This window comes from Psychrobacter sp. (genome assembly GCF_030454045.1).
GTDB lineage: Bacteria > Pseudomonadota > Gammaproteobacteria > Pseudomonadales > Moraxellaceae > Psychrobacter.
In genome coordinates, this window is record NZ_JAKDJE010000060.1 from 1 (window position 1) to 17,832 (window position 17,832).

Sequence of the window (17,832 nt, forward strand, 5' to 3'; positions counted from 1 at the left end):
AGATTAGTGAGGTGCTCTTCTTTTTTCAATCACTTTCGAAGTTGAGAGTGGGGTAAAAACTATGATGCAGAAAAACCATGAGGTAGAAAATAAGACAGCTGCTAGGCATGTGATAGAAGGAAACAATTTGTCTCAAAGGGTTTTGTAGTCATGACGTAATAGCTTAGCACAAGTCGGTGACGGCTTAGCTATCATGATATGGGTCAGTGTTTACATTTTGCTGTTTTTGCGGGCAATGTTATGACAACCCTGGCTAGGTACGGTATATTTGAAGCAGTCGATACCATAGACAAAACGATAAATAACCTTGTTAGGATTTTTTGATGCCACTATCGGTGAATGCGTCTGTAGCCAATGCAGAAAACCACGTGAGGTCTGATCGGCCACTCTCGGCGCTAGATATGCCAGTAACCGCGCTGGCAGGTGTTGGGACAAAGGTGGCTGAGCAGTTGGCACAGTTGAATATCAAGCGGATATTTGATTTGTTGTTACACCTGCCGCGTGATTATGAAGATCGCAGTCGCCTAGTGTCAATCGCAGAGGTAGAGCACGGACAGTCCGCTCTCATTACTGGTCGCGTGGTTCATGTCGATACCAAGCGCAGCGGTATGACGGTTGTGATAGATGATGACACAGGCACCATAGCTTTGCGGTTTTTTAAGGTATATCGCGGACTGGCGCAGACCATGAATGTGGGAACGCGACTGCAGCTGTTTGGTGAGGTCAAAGTCAGTCGTTATGGTAAACAAATCCATCATCCTGAATATCAAGTTATCACAGACAATGCGATCACAACCGATACGGGTTTACAGCCCATTTATCCGAGTGTGAAAGGCTTACACCAAAATAAGCTGCGCACTTTGATTAAGCTGGCCCTGCAGACGGTTCGTAGTCAAGGTCTACCAATGACGCTGTTTACGGCGGAAGATTTTGCCGTTGTGGCGGATCTACCCTTAGTGCCTTTTGAGCCAGCCAAGCCAGTCGTGTTAGACGTTCCATTTCCAGACGATATTTTTTCAACGTTAGCCCGTAGTGTCCCTGATCATGTGATTGGTAATAGTGTGAATAAGCCCGCTACGTCCATTTATGACGTCAATCATGATGCCCATAGCGCGGCTGCCCGCATTGCTCATAGCAATGTCTATAACTTGACGATATTTGAAGCGTTAGTATTGCTGCATACACCGCCAACCTACACCAGCGCAAGTCAGCAATATAAACTGTTAACCCAACTGACGGCGCGTACTCATGCTGCCTGCCAGCGCTTAATTATCGAAGAGCTAACGGCGCATCAGCTCAGCTTACTGTACCGTCGTCAGCAGCTGCATCAGCACAAAGCACCCAAATGTACGACCCACAGTCCGCTGTCTGATAAGCTATTTGGCGCATTGCCGTTTGATCTGACAGGTGCACAAAAACGAGTGATGAAAGACATCACGACCGACATGGCAACCTCTATTCCAATGCTACGACTGGTACAAGGCGATGTGGGTGCTGGCAAGACGTTGGTTGCAGCAGGAGCGGCGGGCTATGCGCTGGACAGTGGTTGGCAGGTGGCAGTCATGGCACCGACTGAGATTTTGGCAGAGCAGCATCTTGTGAACTTTAAACACTGGTTTGAGCCGCTGGGTATTGGTGTCGGCTGGCTCGCTGGTAAGCAAACTGCCAAACAGCGCCGCGAAGCATTGGAAGCGGTTGCGGAAAATACGGTACAAATCGTCGTTGGTACCCATGCCTTGTTTCAAGAGCACGTTGAGTTTGCTAAATTGGGACTTGTCATCATTGATGAGCAGCATCGATTTGGCGTTGAGCAGCGCATGGCATTAACCAATAAAGGCGTGGCCAATAGTACGCCGCATCAGCTAATCATGACGGCAACCCCGATTCCGCGAACGCTTGCCATGAGCCTCTATGGCGATATGGACACCTCCATTATTGATGAGTTGCCACCAGGGCGTACCCCCATTACCACGGTGACCATCGATCGCAATCGCCGCGATGAGGTGATCGAACGCATTGCCGTGAATTGCGAGGCAGGTAGGCAAGCGTATTGGGTGTGCTCGTTAGTTGAGGCGTCTAGCGTATTGGATGCACAAGCGGCTGAAGCCACATATGAGGATTTGAAGGAGCGCTTAGATATTCGCATTGGCTTAGTACATGGCAAAATGAAGTCTGCGGATAAGCAAGCCATCATGCAGGCGTTTAAGGCGGGTGATTTGGATTTGCTGATTGCCACAACCGTCATCGAGGTGGGGGTCGATGTACCCAATGCCTCACTCATGGTGATTGAAAATGCGGAGCGTTTGGGTCTGTCACAGTTGCATCAGCTTCGCGGGCGCGTTGGGCGTGGCTCAACCAAGAGCTTTTGTGTGTTGTTATACCAAAAACCGTTATCAGAGACGGGAACAGAGCGCCTCAATGTCTTGCGGGATAGTACAGATGGCTTTGTCATTGCTCAAAAAGACTTAGAGCTGCGCGGACCAGGTGAGCTACTGGGCAAGCGTCAAACAGGCAATGTTGGCTATTATTTGGCTGATTTGATACGTGATGAGCAGTTATTTGCGATTGCGCAGCGCTTGGCCAAGCACTTGATTGCAGACCCTACCAGAAAAGCAGATGTCAGCCAATTGATTCATCGCTGGATGCCAGAGGCAAGTCGTTATACCAACGCCTAGTTTATACATCAGTGAGGTAATCAGTTATGTGGTTAGTGCTGTCTTTCGTCATGACACTGAATGACATAAGATCATCCTGATACTGAGAGTAAAAAAGAGCAAAAAAAGAGGACAGCCATTGCCATCCTCTTCTATTTATTACAGCCAATTGCTACACCGTTTAAGCTATTTCATTTTTTTTGCTTTTTTCAATGCTTTCTTAAGCGCTTTGAGGTCTTTATTTTTTTGCTTAATCTTTGCTTTGGTGTCTTTAATTTCTTGTTTGAGCTTTTTCACCTCTGATTTATTAGCCATGATGGTTTCCTTTATTAATAGATTTAGAACCATAATGACAAATCCCCTCATAAATACAAGCCGAAACTGTAGGGCGTCTGTATCGCTGGGTTTTATGACTGATGATTTTGAGAGGCGTTATCTTATGTCATGCCATTCATCATCTCAGTATGTTTGGTCATGAGTATTGACGATCTAAATGTGAAATAGCATGCTGTGAAGCGTTTAAGCCTAGAATTGATAGCGTCATATACCTACATCATCTGCTTTTATTTAACACTTGCACAATCCTTTTTAGTGATAATATCTTGATGAAGTTCAATATCTTAATAGTATCTTATGCTGGGTCGGCGGCTGACTATGCGGATACTTAACAGGATTGACCCCATTGAGCGTTAGTCTACAATATTAAAAGCGACTATCAACAAGATCTGCCTGCCCCACTTTGTTTCCTTTATACCTTTTACGGCGCTAGCGAGTACTGTGCTTATTTATAGAGACCGACTATGAGTGACTTTAAAGACCCTGCTGATAATAAGCAAGAACCGACTAGCGGACAGCAAACCAATATTAAGACACCTCAACACGCTGAGCTACCACCATATCGTCAATCTGATGCCTTATCTAAAAACTCTCCTGCAAAAATGCCACTATGGTTGTTGCCAGCATTGGTTGCGGTGCTGGTGATTGGATTTGTGCTAGGTAAGTATTGGGGCGGTAGTGCAGACGAGTTGCGAGAGGAGACAGTAGCCTCTAGTGGTGTGGCAGGTGGCAATGAAGCTGATAGCACTGCGAGTACGGAGCAGTCTGTTTTGTCAGTAGAAACCGTCAGCCCAAGCCAAGATGATATCGGTCGCACACTTAGCGCTGATGGCACCATCAACGCCAAAGATATCGCTAATGTCAGTGCAAAAGTCAGTGGTGTGGCCATCGAGCGTGTATTGGTCGAAGAGGGCGACCGCGTGAGAGCGGGGCAAGTGCTCGCAATGTTTGATACTGATGCGATGGAGCAGCAAGTGCTGCAAGCTGAGGCAGATGTGGCAGAGGCAGAAGCCACACTTGCCAACGCCAGCGCCGATGCGGCCCGCGTATTGCCACTCATCGATATTGACGCCATTAGTAAACAAGAAGCCGATCGCTACCGTACTTCTGAGGTACGTGCCCGCGCAGCGTTGCAAGCATCCAAAGCCCGTTTAAGCAATCAGCGTTTGACCCTTGATAATGCCACAGTGGTTGCCCCTGTTAGCGGTATTATTAGTGAAAAAATGATCGAGGTTGGGCAGGTTGCAGGTGGTGATCCATTATTTACGATTATCAAAGACGGTATATTGGAATGGCGAGCAGAGTTAGATCCGAAGCTGATTGGCGATATCAATATTGGTACACCTGTACGAGTCGCTCTATCCGGTGATGATAGTGTGATGGGACAGGTGAACCGTATCGCTCCGACGGCAGATAATAATCGCCAAATCACGATTTATGCGAGCCTCGCGACTAATTCAAAAATTCGCGCTGGCATGTATCAGACAGGCGAGTTCCTACTCGGTAGTGCCAGCACTCAGACGATTCCTAATAGCGCTATCGTCAGTAACGATGGTTATGACTATGTGATGCTAGTGACTAATCTGACCACGACAGATGGTAAATCAATGGGACGTATCAAACAACAACGAGTGACCTTAGGCGAGCGACTTGGTGAAAACGTCGCCGTGCTAGAGCCATTGCCAAGTGACAGCCATATTGTGCAGCAAGGCGGTAGTTTCTTAAACGATGGCGATTTGGTGCGTATCGTTAATGGTGTGGGCCAAGCCAGTACCGCCGTCAATACAGCAGCGCAGGCACAATCATGAGCCTAAACGTCTCCGCTTACTCGATCAAAAATCCGCTCGTGGCGATATTGCTATTTGTACTCCTCACATTAGGGGGTATTTATGGCTTTATGAAAATGAAGGTGCAGCAGTTTCCGGATATCGACCTGCCCGCTGTAGTGGTGACAGTCACGTTGCCGGGTGCCGCGCCCTCGCAGCTCGAAAACGATATTGCCAAGAAAATTGAAAACAAACTGACCAGTATCGAAGGTGTGAGTCATATCCGCACCACGTTGCAGACTGGTGCTGCGACAATGGCGACCGAGTTTGTATTAGAAAAAGACATTCAAGAAGCCGTCGACGATGTACGCTCGGCGGTGGGTGAAGTACGTGGCGATCTACCCGCTGCTGCTAATGATCCTATTATTACCAAGGTATCTACCGCAGGGTTCCCAGTAGTCACGTACTCTGTGGCTTCTGACAATATGAGCGTAGAGGATCTGTCGTGGTTTGTGGATGATACGGTCACCAAGCAGCTCTCTGACATACCGGGTGTTAGTACCGTCAGCCGTGTTGGCGGACTTCAGCGTGAGATTACCGTTGCCGCTGATCCGATTGCGCTAAGTGGTTTGAAATTACCCATCTCTCAGCTGTCGCAGCAAATTGCGGGTATCCAGCAAGACAGCTCTGGCGGTGAGGCAGAAGTCGGAAATACGACGCAGACGATCCGTGTGCTTGGCGCGGTGGAGCGGGCCCGTGAGCTGAATAATTTGCAGGTGGCGGTGCCTACTGGCGGGACGCAAGCGCTCGGACGGATGGCAAAGATCACCGATGGCGCCGCCGACCCAAGCTCTATTGCTAAGCTTGACGGTAAAACAGTAGTGGCATTTAACATCACTCGCTCGCGCGGTGCCAGTGAAGTCGATGTCATGGCGCTGGTTGATGATGAGCTTGCCAAGCTGACCGATGATACTGGCAATATTAGTATCGAAAAAGTCTATGATCGAGCGACACCCATTGCTGAGGATTATGAAGCCTCTCTACGGATGTTGATCGAAGGTGGCATTTTAGCGGTCGTCGTCGTATTTTTATTCCTGCGTAATATTCGAGCGACGATCGTTGCCGCTGTCGCTTTACCTTTATCGGTGATTCCTACCTTTTTGGGCATGTATCTCTTTGGCTTTAGCCTCAATATTATCTCCTTACTGGCTTTATCACTCGTCATTGGCGTACTGGTCGATGATGCGATCGTTGAGGTCGAAAACATCATACGACATTTGCGTATGGGCAAAACCCCTTATGAAGCGGCGATGGAGGCGGCTGATGAGATTGGTCTGGCGGTGGTTGCCACGACCTTTACTTTGATTGCGGTGTTTTTGCCGACAGCCTTTATGGGCGGTATCGTTGGACAGTTTTTCCGACAGTTTGGTTGGACGGCAGCATTATCCATTTTTGCCTCACTCATGGTGGCGCGTTTGATCACACCGATGATGGCGGCATACGTGCTTCGACCTGAAAAAAACCACGTCGAAAAACAAAGCGCGATGATGGGATACTATCTTAAAATTGTTTCGTGGACATTGCGTCACCGCTGGCTGACCATGGGGGCAACGCTGGTATTGTTTGTGGCCTCATTAGGGCTGGTCAAGCTGCTGCCAACCGCTTTTATCCCTGATAACGATATCGATCAGACACGCGTGGCGATCGAGCTGACGCCTGATGTGGCATTAGAAGATACAGAGCGGGTGGCTGCGCTCGCCCGTGAGCGGATCCTAGCCATGCCTGAGGTGACGAATATCTTTACCTCGGTGGGAGAGGCACAAGCGTCGATGGGTGCGTCGGACGGTGGTGGCGGTAAAGCTGAAAACATTGCGGGTTTGGATATCGTACTTGCCCCACGTGCAGAACGAGGCACCAAGCAAGAGATCGAACGCAAAATTAGCCAGTTAATGACCGAAGTGCCGGGGGCGCGATTTACGGTTGGGCTATCGAGTGGCGGGGAGAGTGGTTATAACTTTTCATTAACCAGTACCAACCCCCAATTGCTCGAGCAGACTGCACAAAAAATCATGACTGAGATACGAGGTTTGCCAAGTGCAGGCGCGGTGACCAGCGATCGCAGTTTGCCGCGTCAAGAGCTCACGGTGACGCCAGATAGACTAGCGATGGCTGACAAAGGGGTAACGACGCAAGACATTGCGACCACGTTGCGTGTGGCGACTGTTGGCGATTATGAGCAGCGCTTGTCTAAGCTCAATCTTGATACGCGTCAGATTCCTATCGTGGTGCGTCTACCCGATGTCGCCAAGCAAAACGTCAGTCAGTTAGAAGGCTTATATGTGCCAAGTACCCTACCTGCTGGGCAAGGGGTACGGGTGGGCGAAGTGGCGGCGCTAGACTTTGGGACAGGGCCTGCTCAGATTAGCAGGCTGGATCGGGAGCGTGCGATTAGTATCACTGTGCAACCAGCGGATGGTGAGCTCGGCGATCTAGTACAAGCGGTCAAATCCGTGCCAACGATGCAGCAATTACCGCCTTCGATTACCATCATTGATCAAGGTCAAGCCGAAAATATGGCGGAGCTGTTTAGTGGGTTTATCATTGCGATGTCGGTGGGTGTGGTCTGTATCTTAGGCGTTCTTATTTTATTATTTGGCCGTTTATTACAGCCATTTACCATTTTGATGGCACTGCCGTTATCGATAGGCGGCGCGTTTGTGGGTTTGGTCATTACCAATAGTAGTCTGTCGATGCCGTCGATGATTGGTTTTATTATGCTTATGGGTATCGCAACCAAAAACTCAATCCTACTCGTCGATTACGCGCTGATTGCTCAGCGCCGCGGGCTGGCGCGTTTTGAGGCCATTATGGATGCCTGTCGCAAGCGTGCGCGGCCTATCATCATGACCACCATTGCGATGGGTGCAGGCATGTTGCCACTGGTCTTTGGTTGGGGTGATGCTGATCCTACGTTTAGGCGACCAATGGCAGCAGCAGTATTGGGCGGTCTGGTCACCTCAACGCTACTCAGTCTGGTAGTTATTCCAGTTGTCTATACGTTGATGGACGATGTGTCAGGATGGTTTACCAAATGGCTGGTGCCACATGGGAAGAAGAGAAGCCCACATATTTAACATACTGCAATACACAGTCATCATGATGATCATGCACCCCATACGTGACTACCACGTATGGGGTTTTTTGATACATCTCACAACCAAACTGTCATAGAACCCATATGCCTTTTTACCTATCGTTTAATTGTCTGATATACCAATACGTTATAGTAACGCCATTATCAAACCCTATTCTATGATTTGTCTTCAGGAGGCATCTATGAAACTAACCACCATCACTTTAAGTATGGTTGCCGCCTTGTCATTGACCAGCTGTGCCACGCAACAAGCGACCAGTACCGACTGGACCCCATATCTCAAATCCATGCAAAAAGGCTGTGATTATCCTAACCCGACCACCAGCAGCTTACCCATACCTTATCAGCAATCGATTATCGATACCGAAACGCGCTATCGTGGCGAAAATACCGATAAAGAAACCCTCACGACGTATGTGCTCAGTAATGCCACTGCCTTTGGGCGGCCGCTGAATAAGATTGAATACTTAAGTGGGTATGAGTGGTCACATCTAAAATTATACTTTGCCAATGATCCGCAAGCATTACGTAAGGAGTTTGCGCTGCCCGTGGATAAATATGATGTCAATACAGTGACCAAAAACGACAGTAGCGGCTATCAAGTAACGGGCGAGGGCTTTACGCATTTAACGTTTGATAAAAAGGATAACAGCATTGCTTGTGGGTTTGGGGTGTAGCGTAAAGTAAGATTTTTGGTGATGTATATTTTTCAGAAGTAAAAACCAATAAACCTTAAGATAACAGCGCTGCTGTCTTAAGGTTTTTTTCTATCTATAAAATATCTCTAATAGAAAATGACGTAGTTATGATTAAAAAAAGTCACAACTACTAATAATGAATAAAATTCATCTTATACTAAGTTTATATCGTTTTTATTCATGTTAAAGATTTGGTTTAATACACCCATACAGACATTCAGTGTTATTTCAATTTGTAGGGTAGGAATCACCATGACTAAGCCTTTTGCATGTTCAATCAAGCACATTCGTTTTGATGAAAACTATCAGCCTGCCAGCAGCACGCGCATGACGACCAACTTTGCCAATCTTGCGCGCGGTGAAGCACGCGAAGACAACCTACGCAAAGCGATTACCATGATTAATAACCGCTTTAACGCACTGGCGCATTGGGACAACCCAAATGCCGATCGTTATTCGGTCGAAGTAGACATCGTGTCTGCCAACATGGATATCGAAGGCAATGGCGATGCGTTCCCTGTGATTGAGATGCTACAAACCACCATCGTTGACCACAAAGAAAACAAGCGCATCGACGGTATGGTCGGCAACAGCTTTTCTTCTTATGTGCGTGATTATGATTTTAGCGTGGTGCTACTGGAGCATTTTAATAAGCACCCAAATACCAAAGCGCCTGAAGATTTTGGCGACTTGCATGGCAAATTGTTTAAATACTTACTGAGCTCAGACGCCTATCAAGAAAACTTTGACAAGCAGCCTGTAATTTGCCTCAGCGTATCGACCAGCAAGACCTATTACCGCACCACCAATGTGCACCCTGTGCTGGGCGTAGAATACAAGCAAGACGAGTATTCATTGACCGACGATTATTTTTACAAAATGGGCTTGGTTGTGCGTTACTTTAAGCCTGAGGGCAGCGCTGCGCCACTCGCCTTTTACTTTGCGGGCGACTTGACCAGCGACTACACCGATCTTGAGCTGATCAGTGCAATCAGCACGATGGAGACGTTCCAAAAGATTTATCGTCCTGAGATTTATAACGCCAATTCAACGGCAGGTCAGGTCTATCAGCCAAGCCTAAAATACCAAGACTATTCGCTGACGCAGATTGTTTATGACCGTGAAGAGCGTAGCCAAATGGCCGTCAAGCAAGGCAAGTTTACCGAAGAGCAGTTTATCAAGCCGTATCAAGACATCTTGGATACGTGGGCGGCCAACTATAAGCCTGAACAAGACGCGGCATAAGTGCCTTTGCTTTATCGCACGCGCATTCATTTTTAAGCGACTTATTACTTTTATAGAAGATATACCGACATGACTTTATTATTACCGACCTCTACCGCTGGCAGCTTGCCAAAACCTGCATGGCTGGCTGAGCCTGAAAAGCTTTGGTCACCATGGAAAGTCGCCGATGACGTACTGGCAGAAGCCAAAAAAGATGCCTTGCGTGTGTCACTACAAGAGCAACTGCTGGCAGGCATTGATATCGTCAGTGATGGCGAGCAGACACGTCAGCATTTTGTGACCACCTTTATTGAGCATTTGGATGGCGTGGATTTTGAAAACCGTGAGACCGTGCGTATTCGCAATCGCTATGATGCGAGCGTGCCGTCGGTGGTCGGTGATGTGAGCCGTCAAAAGCCTGTATTCGTTGACGATGCCAAGTTTTTGCGTTCACTGACCGACCAGCCGATTAAATGGGCGCTGCCAGGGCCGATGACCATGATTGATACCTTGTACGATGGTCACTACAAAAGCCGCGAAAAGTTGGCGTGGGAATTTGCTAAAATCCTTAACCAAGAGGCCAAAGAGCTAGAGGCGGCGGGTGTGGACATCATTCAGTTTGATGAGCCTGCATTTAACGTCTTTTTTGATGAAGTGAACGATTGGGGCGTGGCGACACTAGAGCGCGCTATTGAAGGCTTAAAGTGCGAAACGGCCGTACACATCTGCTACGGCTACGGCATTAAGGCAAACAACGACTGGAAACAAACGCTTGGCTCGGAGTGGCGTCAGTACGAAGAAGCCTTTCCAAAACTGCAACAATCAAAAATTGATATCGTGTCGCTTGAGTGCCAAAACTCACGCGTACCGATGGATTTGATTGAGCTGATTCGTGGTAAAAAAGTGATGGTTGGCGCGATTGATGTGGCGACCAATGAGATTGAAACGCCTGAGGCAGTCGCTGATACGCTGCGTAAAGCCTTGCAATTTGTCGATGCGGACAAGTTATATCCTTCAACCAACTGCGGTATGACGCCGCTGCCACGTCACGTTGCTCGCGGTAAATTAGCAGCCCTAAGTGCAGGCGCGGCGATTGTCCGTAAAGAGCTGAACGCGGCTACCGCAGCAGCGTAAATTGTATTGACACGATTGACTGTCCATAGTCGGTCGCCTATGCCGTCCATTAATGATGATCTAAGGTAGTGTACCGTCATGATTGAAGCCATCGATTTTAGAAATGCCCTATCACGACTGACCACCGCCGTGCATGTGGTCACCACCAACGGCACCTCAGGCGCGCATGGGTTTACTGCCTCCGCAGTGTGTAGCGTCAGCGATGACCCACCGACAGTGCTGGTGTGTATGAATCGCGCAGCGCGCTCGCATGTACATTTTGTGGGTAATAATACCTTGTGCGTCAATGTACTCGGCACGCAGCATGAGCCGTTATCCAATGTCTTTGCCTCAAAGCTCGATTCTGACGCCCGTTTTGAACATGGCATATGGGACACGTTGGTCACAGGCGCACCTGCGTTAGAGGACGCCTTGGTCAATCTAGATTGTGAGATTGAATCGGTTCAAGATGTGGGCACGCACAGCGTCTTTATGTGCCGCGTCGTCGCCATCAGGCAGAGCGAGCAAGAGGAGAGTTTGGTCTATTTTAACCGTGCTTATCATCACCTCCGCCAGAGCGAGCCTGCGTAAACGTCTCTTGCTATTCGCCTTATTCGCCAGCCAACAGTAACTGAAAAATTAACTAAAAAAAGTAACCATCCTGTGGAAATTATCATCTTTTTAATCATAGGCGCGCTTGCAGGCTTTGCAGCGGGGCTGTTCGGTGTCGGTGGCGGGACGATTATCGTGCCGCTCCTGTTTATTGTCTTTACCCAAATGGGCTACAGCCCTGATGTGATCATGCATCTGGCGCTCGGCACCTCGCTTGCCACCATCATTGTTACCTCCATCAGCTCGCTCATGGCGCACAATAAGAAAGGCGCGGTCATGTGGCCTGTGGTCACTAACCTTGCCCCTGGTATGGCGCTGGGCTGCTTTTTTGGCGCGGGTATCGCAGGCTGGCTATCCAGTGGGCATTTGCAAATCATCGTTGGAATCTTTCTGCTGTGGGTCGCGCTCAAAATGTTTCGCGGTGGCAAAAAAACCGTCGCGGTGCATGAGACGCTGCCGTCTACGCCCAAGCAGCTTGCCGCAGGGTCAGGGATTGGTGTGGCGTCGGCTATTTTTGGGATTGGCGGTGGCAGTTTGACCGTGCCGTACCTCACGCGCTATGGTGTGGTGATGCAAAAAGCGGTGGGCACCTCTGCGGCGTGCGGGTTACCGATTGCCATTGCTGGTGCGCTTGGTTTTATGTTTTTTGGGATACAAGATCAGGCCAATATCCCTAATGCCATTGGTTTTGTGCATATTTATGCATTTTTCGGCATCGGTGTGATGAGCTTTTTTACCGCCAAGCTGGGGGCAAAAGTCGCGCATCAGCTCTCACCACCTTTATTAAAAAAATGCTTCGCGGTGCTGCTCATCGTGGTCAGCTGCTTTTTTCTATATAAAGGGCTGGTTTGAGTCGGGGTATTTAAAGGATAAAGCTCATTCACAGGGTTATAGTGTCTAATGCTGTAAATCATGTATCGCTTATTACTCTGATATAAGTGGTTTTATTGATTTGGTCTATTTTTGGTAGTTTATTGATAAGTTTGAGTGGTAAGGTAACTGGTTCTACTGGGGTATACTTGGAATAGACCGCCTATACATTCTTATATTCTAATTAAAAAAACTCTTATAATAGATGCCGAGGCTTTTTAATGATACCTCTCTACTGAGTAAGGTATATTGGAAACAATTATGAATATTGAAATTCACGGCAGTTTGATGTGGAGCTCTACTACGGTAAGAATCTTGATGCATTATGGGATCTATTAAGCGGGGGTGTAGAGAGACCAATTAATTTAATATGGTTCAATTCGGCTACTTCAAAAGAAAAGCTGAGTTGCTTTAAAGAGATAGTTTTTATTCTCGAAAAAGTTAAAAACCAGGACGAGCAATTCAACTTGGAAGAAAAGTTTGCTTATACCTTAACTTAGTTCTGCTAGCTATCTTAGTTGTTAATAGAACACTATAGATATTAGGCATACAACGCGTAGTTCGATGCCTGTATAGGGAAACAAACCTTTAGCAGCCGTATTCTGGCTTTTTTCACTGATTATTTTAGATAAGCTTTAGCACTCACCACCCAAGCAAACGCTTCTAAGATACCCATCCATTGATCATCCAATCCTGCTTCTAGCAATAATGGCTCACCCGTAATCGGGTGATTGAGCGCCAACGCCTGAGCATGTAGCAGCATCCGCGTACAGTCATACTGGGTGCGAAAAAATCGCGTATGCCGTATGTCGCCATAGCTGGTATCACCGATAATAGGATGAAAGACATGCTTCATATGCCGACGCAGTTGGTGCTTGCGCCCCGTTTCAGGGGTCAATTGAACAAGGCTATAGCGGCTGGTGGCGTGCTTTTTTGACACTGCGACAGGCAGCTCGATCTGTGCCAAGCATTGCCAGTGAGTTACCGCCTCTTGAGCAGGCTTGTCCCAATCGGCAAACTTATCCGCAATCGCATCGGGCTGAAAACTGAGCGCGTAGTCAATCGTGCCTTTATCTGGTATGAAGCCGCGCACGACTGCCAGATATTGCTTGGGCACTTCATGCGCAGTAAACGCCTCAGTTAAGGTGCGCGCCACGGCTGAGCTTTTGGCAAATAATAATACGCCCGATGTCGGCCTATCCAAGCGATGTACGGGAAACACATGGCAGCCGACCGCATCACGGGTCAGCTGCATGGCAAAGCGCGTCTCTCCTTTATCCAGCCAGCTGCGATGCACCAGCAGGCCCGCTTCTTTGTTAATCGCGACCAAATACTCGTCTTCGTAGATGATATCTATGTCGTTTGCGATACTGCTTTGGATTTCCATACTCTTATTACTCATATTGACGATATGGTAATGATATCAGCTATTGATGTTTTTCTGTTTGACTATGCAAAAACCTAGTACAGCGCCCTTTTTTCATTATCGAATATTCTATTATCAAGTAGCTGCGTTCAAAATAATACGCCATTTCAAGTAACACCTCTTTAGATTTCGCGCCTTAGGTATTATGATTGATAGTACTCATGACAAATGTTGGCACTAATTTTGCATCGATAAAATTGCAAACTAAAATTCATTAATTACTAAAGGTGTCTTATGACTAAAGTTCTCGTTGAAGTTGATCTTACCCAATCCCCTTATGATAATGAAAACATACATAACCGCTGGCATCCTGATATACCGATGGCAGCGACCGTCAAACCAGGAGAAGATTTCATTTTGGAGTGCTTTGACTGGACTGGGGGACAGGTATTAAATAATGATAGCGCGGAGGATGTGAGGGATGTGGACCTAACACAGGTTCATTTTTTGTCCGGACCTATTGGTGTAGAAGGGGCTGCACTAGGAGATTTACTAGAAGTTGATATTCTCGATATTGGTACTCTGGCAGGTAGTGAGTGGGGGTTTAATGGGTTTTTCTCTAAGCAAAATGGCGGCGGATTTTTGACGGAGCATTTTCCTGAAGCACAAAAATCTATTTGGGATTTTAATGGTATTTATACCAAGTCGCGCCATATTCCTGGCGTGGAGTTTGCTGGCATCATTCATCCGGGGCTAATTGGCACATTGCCTTCCAAAAAAATGCTGGATGAATGGAATAGACGCGAAAAAGAGTTGTACGATACCGAACCTGATCGCGTCCCAGCACTGTGTAATTTGCCATTTGCAAAAACGGCGCACATGGGCAGAATGACGGGTGATGACAAAGAAACAGCAGCGGCAGAAGGAGCGCGCACCGTACCGCCGCGTGAGCATGGTGGCAATTGCGATATCAAAGATTTAACGAAAGGCGCGAAGGTGTATTTCCCCGTATATGTCGAAGGAGCAGGACTGTCTGTCGGTGATTTGCACTTTAGTCAAGGCGATGGTGAGATTACCTTTTGCGGGGCGATTGAGATGGCGGGCTGGATTCATTTGCGTGTCAAGCTTATCAAAGATGGCATGGAAAAATATGCAATCAAAAACCCAATTTTTAAACCCAGCCCATTGACCCCAAATTATAAAGACTATTTGATCTTTGAAGGTATTTCGGTCGATGAAAGTGGCAAGCAGCATTATCTAGACGTTAATGTCGCCTATCGGCAAGCCGTTCTCAATGCAATTGAGTACATGAAAAAATTTGGTTATAGCGGCGCACAGGCTTATTCGCTGTTAGGCTGCGCGCCTATACAGGCACATATTAGCGGTGTGGTAGATGTGCCCAATGCTTGTGCAACATTATGGCTACCGACAGAGATATTTGATTTTGATATCAATCCAGGCGGAGAAATGCCCAAGCGTCAGCCAAAAGACGAAGCAGATTTACCATTGGCCAAAAACCCGCCTCAACTTAAACCTTTTGAAAAATAGAGTCCACCCGATAACACGAAATATGGAGGTTTTGTGATGCCCATATACGACTATAAATGTCAAAAACATGGTTTATTTCATGAACTGGTAGAGATGAGCGACTCTGGAGAAAACAGACCTTGCCCTGAATGCCAGATAGCGTGCCCGCAGGTCATCGTTGTTGCACCCAGCCTTTTAAATATGGATAGCCATAAAAGGCAGGCGTGTGCGTGCAACGAGCGTGCGCAACATGCACCACTAAAAAGCAGTCAAATAGAACATGCGCCATCAAGGAGCAATAAATTGCTCCTTCCTGATGCATCAATGAGTAAAAGCAGTCGAACCTTAATCAATAACGACGGCACAAAAACTTTTATTGGTCAAAGGCCATGGATGATCAGTCACTAGGAGTTTGCTAGGGTTTCTTGAGCCGTGCCGATCATAAATAATCTGTTTTTGTTCAGCGTTACTCAAGCCGCTTTTCTTATTTCTAAAACCACAAAAAACCCCTGCTAATAGTAACAATAGCAGGGGGCAAACTTAATACTGTGTTTTATTACTCTCTTACAACACACGGTCAGTGAGTAATCACTGTTACTCAACCGTCACTGATTTAGCAAGGTTACGTGGCTGATCAACATCCGTACCGCGCATCACGGCCACGTGGTAAGAGAGCAGCTGTACTGGCACGCTGTAGATGATCGGGGCAAGCGTCTCGCACACTTCTTTGACATATACCACGTGTAAGCGATCTTCAGCCTTGATGTGACTCTCTTCACTGGCGAAGACAAATAGCTCACCATGACGGGCATGTACTTCTTGCATATTGGCTTTGAGCTTATCGAGCATGCTGTCTTTAGGAGCAAGGATTACAATCGGCATGTCTTTGTCAACAAGCGCCAATGGGCCATGCTTGAGCTCACCAGCGGCGTAACCTTCAGCGTGGATATAAGAGATTTCTTTGAGCTTGAGCGCGCCTTCTAGGGCGATCGGGAACTGTAGACCACGACCCAAAAATAAGCAACTTCTTTTGTCTTCAAAGCGTTCTGCCATCGCTTTGATTGGGGCATCAAGATGTAAGCTGGCATAGAGCTGACCAGGTAGTTTTTGTAGCTCGCTGATATGATTGGCAAGCGCAGCATCGTCAATGCGGTCTTGGACATGCCCTGTTTTTAGCATCAGTAGCATCAAGGCAACCAACTGGGTAGTAAAAGCTTTGGTTGAAGCCACGCCAATCTCAGGGCCTGCTAAGGTTGGCAAGAACACATCCGTTTCGCGCACCAGTGATGAGGTGGGGACATTACATAGGGCCAAACTCACCAAGCCTGCTGGGTTTTGCTTTTTGATATCACGTAGGGCCGATAGGGTATCTGCGGTTTCACCAGACTGAGAGATACAAATCACCAGCGAGTTGTCGAGTACTACAGGATTGCGATAGCGGAATTCACTAGCAACCTCAACAGAGCAGGATAGGCGCATCAAGCTCTCAAACCAATATTTAGAAACCATCCCCGCATGATAGCTAGTGCCGCAAGCGATGATTTGTACATGCTGTACGCCTGATAACTGCGCTTCATTGCGTGCTAAAAAGTCATCACGCAGGGCTGATGCTTGGCGGTTATCAATCGCCATCTCAAGCGTACGCGCGACTGCATCTGGCTGCTCATAGATTTCTTTGAGCATATAGTGCTTGAACTCGCCTTTGTCAGCATTATGCTGCTTGGCATCGATTTCATGCACTTCGCGGCTGACTGCCTCGCCATTGACATAGACTTTAATACTGTCACGGGTCAATTTGGCAATATCGCCTTCTTCTAGGTACATAAAGCGGTTGGTGACTGGCAGTAGTGCCAGCTGATCTGAGGCGATAAAATTTTCACCAATACCAACACCGATGACTAAAGGCGAGCCTAAACGTACCGCGACCAGCTCATCTGGTGTGTCCACGTGAATGATGCCTAAAGCAAATGCACCATGCAGCTTAGGAATCACTGCGCGTACCGCTTCTAGCAAATCATTGGTTTGCTCATAAATGTCATGAATCAGATGCGCCACCACTTCGGTGTCGGTCTGTGAGGTAAACTCGTAGCCTTTAGCGATGAGCTCTTTTTTGAGTTCAGCGTAGTTTTCGACGATACCATTGTGAACGACGGCAATCTTACCAGATACGTGCGGATGTGCATTGCGCTGTGCAGGTTCGCCATGCGTGGCCCAGCGAGTATGAGCGATACCAATATGCCCATCAAAAAAATCGGTACTGGCTTCAACCGCATCGACCAAGGCTTGAACCTTGCCCACTTGACGCTCACGATGTAATTCACCATCACGAATGACCGTTAAGCCCGCTGAGTCATAACCTCGGTATTCTAGACGCTTAAGACCTTCAAGCAAGATATTCGCAATATTGCGTTCAGCAACTGCGCCAACGATTCCACACATGGTTTTTCCTTAAATTTGTTTTGGGGCTGTCCTAGATAAGCAAAAATATTTAGGATAGCACTATGAGAAAGAG

General features: G+C 47.5%; 14 protein-coding genes. 11 read left to right on the plus strand and 3 right to left on the minus strand.

Translation table 11 applies throughout. The features are described from left to right. The first annotated feature begins 323 nt into the window (after positions 1 to 323). Positions 324 to 2,675 carry an ATP-dependent DNA helicase RecG gene (gene recG / locus L0G63_RS10485; protein ID WP_301450603.1) on the plus strand — a complete coding sequence of 784 codons (2,352 nt, stop codon included), beginning with the start codon at positions 324 to 326 and terminating at the stop codon, positions 2,673 to 2,675. 165 nt (positions 2,676 to 2,840) lie between these two features. Here recG and L0G63_RS10490 read toward each other — a convergent pair whose 3' ends face one another. Continuing rightward, a complete protein-coding gene (locus tag L0G63_RS10490; RefSeq protein ID WP_256714007.1) occupies positions 2,841 to 2,969 on the minus strand; it encodes a hypothetical protein in 129 nt (42 codons plus the stop codon). Positions 2,970 to 3,454: 485 nt separating this feature from the next. Between L0G63_RS10490 and L0G63_RS10495 the strand changes: the two genes are divergently transcribed. The 8 genes from L0G63_RS10495 to L0G63_RS10530 all read left to right on the plus strand — a co-directional run bounded on the left by L0G63_RS10495 (position 3,455) and on the right by L0G63_RS10530 (position 12,927). Further along, a complete protein-coding gene (locus L0G63_RS10495; RefSeq protein WP_301450604.1) occupies positions 3,455 to 4,798 on the plus strand; it encodes an efflux RND transporter periplasmic adaptor subunit in 1,344 nt (447 codons plus the stop codon). Then, positions 4,795 to 7,890, plus strand: a complete 3,096-nt coding sequence (locus L0G63_RS10500) for an efflux RND transporter permease subunit (protein ID WP_301450605.1) — start codon at positions 4,795 to 4,797, stop codon at positions 7,888 to 7,890. The genes L0G63_RS10495 and L0G63_RS10500 overlap by 4 nt, the downstream gene beginning before the upstream one ends. Positions 7,891 to 8,092: 202 nt before the next feature. Further along, on the plus strand, positions 8,093 to 8,587 hold the full coding sequence (locus L0G63_RS10505; protein WP_301450606.1) for a hypothetical protein: 495 nt from the start codon (positions 8,093 to 8,095) through the stop codon (positions 8,585 to 8,587). Positions 8,588 to 8,860: 273 nt separating this feature from the next. Further along, on the plus strand, positions 8,861 to 9,853 hold the full coding sequence (locus L0G63_RS10510; RefSeq protein WP_301450607.1) for a DUF1852 domain-containing protein: 993 nt from the start codon (positions 8,861 to 8,863) through the stop codon (positions 9,851 to 9,853). Positions 9,854 to 9,922: 69 nt separating this feature from the next. Next, entirely contained in the window at positions 9,923 to 10,966 is a 1,044-nt protein-coding gene (locus L0G63_RS10515; RefSeq protein WP_301450608.1) for a methionine synthase, read from the plus strand. Positions 10,967 to 11,044: 78 nt separating this feature from the next. Continuing rightward, positions 11,045 to 11,536, plus strand: a complete 492-nt coding sequence (locus L0G63_RS10520) for a flavin reductase (protein ID WP_301450609.1) — start codon at positions 11,045 to 11,047, stop codon at positions 11,534 to 11,536. Positions 11,537 to 11,608: 72 nt separating this feature from the next. Beyond that, positions 11,609 to 12,409, plus strand: a complete 801-nt coding sequence (locus L0G63_RS10525) for a sulfite exporter TauE/SafE family protein (protein ID WP_301450610.1) — start codon at positions 11,609 to 11,611, stop codon at positions 12,407 to 12,409. A gap of 308 nt (positions 12,410 to 12,717) precedes the next feature. Continuing rightward, positions 12,718 to 12,927, plus strand: coding sequence for a barstar family protein (locus tag L0G63_RS10530; RefSeq protein WP_301450611.1), 210 nt, complete (start codon positions 12,718 to 12,720; stop codon positions 12,925 to 12,927). 119 nt (positions 12,928 to 13,046) lie between these two features. Here the strand turns inward: L0G63_RS10530 and truC are convergent, their stop codons facing one another. Next, positions 13,047 to 13,814 (minus strand): tRNA pseudouridine(65) synthase TruC, encoded by a 768-nt coding sequence (gene truC, locus L0G63_RS10535; protein WP_301450612.1) that lies wholly within the window; start codon positions 13,812 to 13,814, stop codon positions 13,047 to 13,049. Positions 13,815 to 14,087: 273 nt separating this feature from the next. Here truC and fmdA point away from each other — a divergent pair, with 273 nt between their 5' ends. Continuing rightward, positions 14,088 to 15,341, plus strand: coding sequence for a formamidase (gene fmdA / locus L0G63_RS10540; protein WP_301450613.1), 1,254 nt, complete (start codon positions 14,088 to 14,090; stop codon positions 15,339 to 15,341). Positions 15,342 to 15,377: 36 nt separating this feature from the next. Next, positions 15,378 to 15,728, plus strand: a complete 351-nt coding sequence (locus L0G63_RS13705) for a zinc ribbon domain-containing protein (protein ID WP_367618361.1) — start codon at positions 15,378 to 15,380, stop codon at positions 15,726 to 15,728. Between the two features lie 186 nt (positions 15,729 to 15,914). Here the strand turns inward: L0G63_RS13705 and glmS are convergent, their stop codons facing one another. Beyond that, positions 15,915 to 17,759, minus strand: coding sequence for a glutamine--fructose-6-phosphate transaminase (isomerizing) (gene glmS, locus L0G63_RS10545; protein WP_301450614.1), 1,845 nt, complete (start codon positions 17,757 to 17,759; stop codon positions 15,915 to 15,917). Between the last annotated feature and the right edge of the window lie 73 nt (positions 17,760 to 17,832).

Excerpts from the sequence above, each read along its gene's own strand:
- recG (WP_301450603.1), top strand. The coding sequence starts at position 324 with ATGCCACTATCGGTGAATGCGTCTGTAGCCAATGCAGAAAACCACGTG.
- L0G63_RS10490 (WP_256714007.1), bottom strand. The coding sequence starts at position 2,969 with ATGGCTAATAAATCAGAGGTGAAAAAGCTCAAACAAGAAATTAAAGAC.
- L0G63_RS10495 (WP_301450604.1), top strand. The coding sequence starts at position 3,455 with ATGAGTGACTTTAAAGACCCTGCTGATAATAAGCAAGAACCGACTAGC.
- L0G63_RS10500 (WP_301450605.1), top strand. The coding sequence starts at position 4,795 with ATGAGCCTAAACGTCTCCGCTTACTCGATCAAAAATCCGCTCGTGGCG.
- L0G63_RS10505 (WP_301450606.1), top strand. The coding sequence starts at position 8,093 with ATGAAACTAACCACCATCACTTTAAGTATGGTTGCCGCCTTGTCATTG.
- L0G63_RS10510 (WP_301450607.1), top strand. The coding sequence starts at position 8,861 with ATGACTAAGCCTTTTGCATGTTCAATCAAGCACATTCGTTTTGATGAA.
- L0G63_RS10515 (WP_301450608.1), top strand. The coding sequence starts at position 9,923 with ATGACTTTATTATTACCGACCTCTACCGCTGGCAGCTTGCCAAAACCT.
- L0G63_RS10520 (WP_301450609.1), top strand. The coding sequence starts at position 11,045 with ATGATTGAAGCCATCGATTTTAGAAATGCCCTATCACGACTGACCACC.
- truC (WP_301450612.1), bottom strand. The coding sequence starts at position 13,814 with ATGGAAATCCAAAGCAGTATCGCAAACGACATAGATATCATCTACGAA.
- fmdA (WP_301450613.1), top strand. The coding sequence starts at position 14,088 with ATGACTAAAGTTCTCGTTGAAGTTGATCTTACCCAATCCCCTTATGAT.
- L0G63_RS13705 (WP_367618361.1), top strand. The coding sequence starts at position 15,378 with ATGCCCATATACGACTATAAATGTCAAAAACATGGTTTATTTCATGAA.
- glmS (WP_301450614.1), bottom strand. The coding sequence starts at position 17,759 with ATGTGTGGAATCGTTGGCGCAGTTGCTGAACGCAATATTGCGAATATC.